Annotated in this window: 1 protein-coding gene; it reads left to right on the top strand. The window is 74.4% G+C overall.

Features of this window, described 5'->3' with window-relative positions:
* On the top strand, positions 1–4,608 hold a 4,608-nt coding region (locus tag BG452_RS30240; RefSeq protein ID WP_188307536.1), incomplete at both ends, for a type I polyketide synthase.

Here is a 4,608-nt window from a genome sequence, read left to right as displayed (position 1 = left end):
ACGGGCTGCTGCCGCGCACCCTGCACGTGGACGCGCCCTCCTCGCACGTCGACTGGACGGCCGGTGCGGTCGAACTGCTCACCGAGCGCGCCGACTGGCCGGCCACCGGCCACCCGCGCCGGGCGGGCGTGTCGTCCTTCGGGATCAGCGGCACCAACGCGCACGTGATCCTGGAGCAGGCCGAGCCCGAGGCCGTGCCGGACGCTGTGGAGACGGCGGGGGCGATGCCCTGGGTGGTATCCGCCAAGTCCGAGGCGGCGCTGGACGCTCAGCTCGGGCGGCTGGCAGACGTCGGTGAACTCCTCCCGGCCTCGGATGTGGCGCTCACCCTGTCCGGGCGGACGACCTTCCCGTACAGGGCGGTGGTCGTCGACGGGGTCGAGGTGGCCCGTGGGCTCGCGGGTGAGGGCGGGACGGCGTTCCTGTTCTCGGGGCAGGGCTCGCAGCGGCTCGGGATGGGACGGGAGCTGTACGCTCGCTTCCCGGTGTTCGCGGAGGCGTTCGATGAGGTGTGCGCGGGTCTGGACGTGCCTGTGCGCGAGGTGGTGTGGGGTGCGGACGCGGAGCTGCTGAACCGGACGGAGTACGTCCAGGCGGGCCTGTTCGCGGTCGAGGTGGCGCTGTTCCGGCTCGTCGAATCGCTGGGTGTGCGGCCGGAGTTCGTGGCCGGGCACTCGATCGGTGAGGTCGCGGCCGCGCATGTCGCCGGGGTGTTCTCGCTGGCGGACGCCTGCGCGCTGGTGGCTGCTCGCGGTCGGCTGATGCAGGCGCTGCCGGAAGGCGGCGCGATGCTGGCGGTGCAGGCGACGGAGGACGAAGTCCTGCCACTGATCGGCGAGTTCGTGTCGATCGCGGCCGTCAACGGCCCGCGCTCGATCGTGGTCTCGGGCACGGAGGAGGCGGTCGCGGAGATCGAGGCCCACTTCGCCGACCGCAAGACGAACCGGCTGCGGGTTTCGCACGCGTTCCACTCGCCGCTGATGGACCCGATGCTGGCGGACTTCCGTACGGTCCTCGACGGGCTGACGTACCACGCGCCGTCGATCCCGGTGATCTCCAACGTGACCGGTGCACTGGCCGAAGGCCTCCAGGAGCCCGGGTACTGGGTGCGCCACGTCCGTGAGGCCGTCCGGTTCGCCGACGGCATCCGCACGCTGGAAGCCGCAGGTGTCACCCGCTTCCTCGAACTCGGCCCCGACGGCGTCCTCACCGCGCTCGCGGCCGCCTCCCTCCCCGACGACGCCGTCCTGGCCACCGTCCTCCGCAAGGACCAGGCCGAGGACACGACCGTCCTGACCGCGCTCGCGCGCCTGCACGTCACCGGCGCGCCCGTCGACTGGGCCGCCCTCCTCGCCGGAACCGGTGCCCGCGCCGTGGACGTTCCCACGTACGCGTTCCAGCACCGGCACTACTGGCCCGAGGTCACCCTCGCACGCGGCGGCGACGTCCGGCTCGCGGGGCTCGGGGCCGCCGAGCACCCGCTGCTGGGCGCGGCCGTCGAGCTGGTCAACACGGACGGCTACCTGTTCACCGGGCGGCTGTCGGCCCGGTCGCACGGGTGGCTCGCGGACCATGTCGTCATGGGCTCGGTCCTGGTGCCGGGCACGGCGCTGGTCGAGCTGGCGGTGCGGGCCGGGGACGAGGTCGGCTGCGACCTGGTCGAGGAGCTGACGCTGGCCGCGCCGCTCGTCCTGCCCGAGCGGCGCGGGGTGCGGGTGCAGGTATGGGTCGGCGAGCCGGACGCGTCCGGGCGGCGCGCGCTCACCGTGCACGGCCGGCCGGACGACGCGGACGGGACGGACTGGACCCTCCACGCCACCGGTGTGCTGGGGACGGGCGCGACGCCGACGCCGTTCGAGGCGGCGGTGTGGCCGCCGACTGGTGCCGAGGCGGTGGACCTGACCGGGCTGTACGAGGGTCTGGCGGAGGCCGGGTTCGGGTACGGCCCGGTGTTCCGGGGCCTGCGGGCGGTCTGGCGGCGCGGGGACGAGGTCTTCGCGGAGGTCGCCCTGCCCGAGGGCACCGACGGAAGCGGCTTCGGCCTGCACCCGGCGCTGTTCGACGCCTGTCTCCACGCGTTCGCACTGACCGGGTCCGACGAGCGCGGGGTGCCGTTCGCGTGGGAGGACGTGGCGCTGCACGCCTCCGGCGCGTCGTCGGTCCGGGTGCGGCTGACGCCGTCCGCGGGCGGCGCGGTGGCGCTGGCGATCGCCGACACCGAGGGGCACCCGGTGGCGACCGTCGGGTCGTTGGTCGTGCGCCCGGTGTCGGCGGGCGAGGCGGGACCGGTGGGCCGGGACGGGTTGTTCCGGGTGGACTGGGTGCCGGTGAAGGTCTCCTGGGCGCCGGAGTTCGTGGCGGTGGGGTCGCTGGTGGAGGTGCCGGTGGAGGTGCCGCCGGTGGTGGTCATCGAGACGGCCGCCGTCGACGACGACGTGCACGCGCGGACGGCGCAGGCGCTGGAGCTGGTGCAGGGCTGGCTGGCGGAGGAGCGTTTCGCGGGCTCGCGGCTGGTGTTCGTGACGCGTGGTGTGGTGGCGGGGGAGGACCTGCCGGGCGCTGCGGTGTGGGGTCTGGTGCGGTCGGCGATGTCGGAGGAGCCGGGCCGGTTCGGCCTGGTGGATCTGGCCGGTTCGGAAGAACTGCCGTCCGCCGCCCTGGGCGTGGACGAACCGGAGGTGCTGGTCCGCGACGGTGAGGTCCTGGCCGCTCGGCTGGTGCGGACGGAGGCCGCAGCCGCCGCGATCGCGTGGCCGAGCGGGGGGACGGTCCTGATCACCGGCGGTACGGGCGGCCTCGGCACGATCGTGGCCCGGCGCCTGGCGGCCGAGCACGGCGTGCGCAGCCTGCTGCTGGTGAGCCGCCGGGGCGCGGACGCCGAGGGCGTCGACGCGCTGCTCGCCGAGCTGGCCGCACTCGGCGCGGACGTGGCGGTCGAGGCCTGTGACGTGGCCGATGAGGCCGCCGTCGCCGAGCTGTTCGCCCGGCACGAGATCCGCGCGGTCGTCCACACGGCGGGGGTGCTCGACGACGGTGTGATCGGCTCGCTGACCCCCGAGCGGGTCTCCGCCGTCCTGCGTCCGAAGGCGGACGCGGCGTGGAACCTGCACCGGGCGGGCGAGAACGTCGAGGCGTTCGTTCTCTTCTCCTCCGTCGCCGGCGCGTTCGGGAGTGCGGGCCAGGGCGCCTATGCGGCGGGTAACGCCTACCTCGACGCGCTGGCGGTCCACCGCCGCTCGCTCGGCCTGCCCGCCGTCTCGCTCGCCTGGGGCCCCTGGTCCGACGTGGCCGGTATGACCGGCACCCTCACCGACGCCGAGGCCGAGCGCATCGCCCGGCTCGGCCTGCCGGCCATCTCCCCGGCCCAGGGCGTCGAGCTCTTCGACGCGGCGCTCGCCACCGGGCACCCGGTCGTGCTGCCGGTCCGCCTCGACCTGGCGGCGATGGCCGCGCACGGCGAGGTGCCTGCCCTGCTGCGCGGCTTGGTGCGGGGCCGCGTCCGGCGCGCCGTGGTCGCCGGGTCGGCGGTGTCGGCGGGACTGGCGCAGCGCCTGTCCGGGCTGGGTGGCGAGGAGCGGCGGGCGGCCGTCCTGGAGCTGGTGCGCGACCGGATCGCGCTCGTGCTGGGCCACGATGCCGGCTCGGCGGTCGATCCGACGAAGGCGTTCCAGGACCTCGGCTTCGACTCGCTGACGGCGGTCGAGCTGCGCAACCGGCTGAAGTCGGTGACCGGTCTCCAGCTGCCTGCGACGGTTGTGTTCGACTACCCGACGGCGAGCGCGCTGGCCGGCTTCCTGCTGGAGGGCCTGTTCGGCGCCGAGAGCGTCGTCCACGTCCCCGAGCCCTTGTCGTCGCTGTCCGACGACCCGATCGTGATCGTGGGCATGGCGTGCCGTTACCCGGGTGGCGTCGAGTCGCCGGAGGACCTGTGGCGGCTGGTGGCCGACGGCGTGGACGCGGTGTCGGACTTCCCGACGGACCGCGGCTGGGACGTCCGGGCGCTGTACAACCCGGACCCGGACCACACCGGTACGTCCTCCACGCGCTCCGGCGGATTCCTGTACACCGCCGGGGAGTTCGACCACGAGTTCTTCGGGATGAGCCCGCGTGAGGCGCTGGCGACGGACGCGCAGCAGCGCCTGCTGCTGGAGACGTCGTGGGAGGCCTTCGAACGGGCCGGCATCGACCCGGTGTCGCTGCGCGGCAGCCGGACCGGCGTCTTCGCGGGTGTGATGTACGCGGACTACGCGAGCCTGCTGGGCGGTGGCGAGTTCGAGGGCTACCAGGGCAGCGGCAGCGCGGGAAGCGTGGCCTCGGGTCGCGTCTCGTACACCCTGGGTCTGGAGGGTCCGGCGGTGACGGTGGACACGGCGTGCTCGTCGTCGCTGGTGGCGATGCACCTGGCGGCGCAGGCGCTGCGCGGCGGTGAGTGCTCGTTGGCGCTCGCGGGTGGCGTGACGGTGATGTCGACGCCGGGGACGTTCGTGGAGTTCTCGCGCCAGGGCGGTCTGTCGGCCGACGGTCGGTGCCGTTCGTTCGCGGACGCGGCGGACGGTGTGGGCTGGGGCGAGGGCGTCGGCATGGTCGTGTTGGAGCGGCTGTCGGACG

Origin of the sequence: Streptomyces sp. CBMA123 (assembly GCF_014596465.1) — a bacterium.
Lineage (GTDB): Bacteria > Actinomycetota > Actinomycetes > Streptomycetales > Streptomycetaceae > Kitasatospora.
Note: the sequence above shows the minus strand (reverse complement) of the source record. Positions and strands in the feature narration are given on the sequence as shown.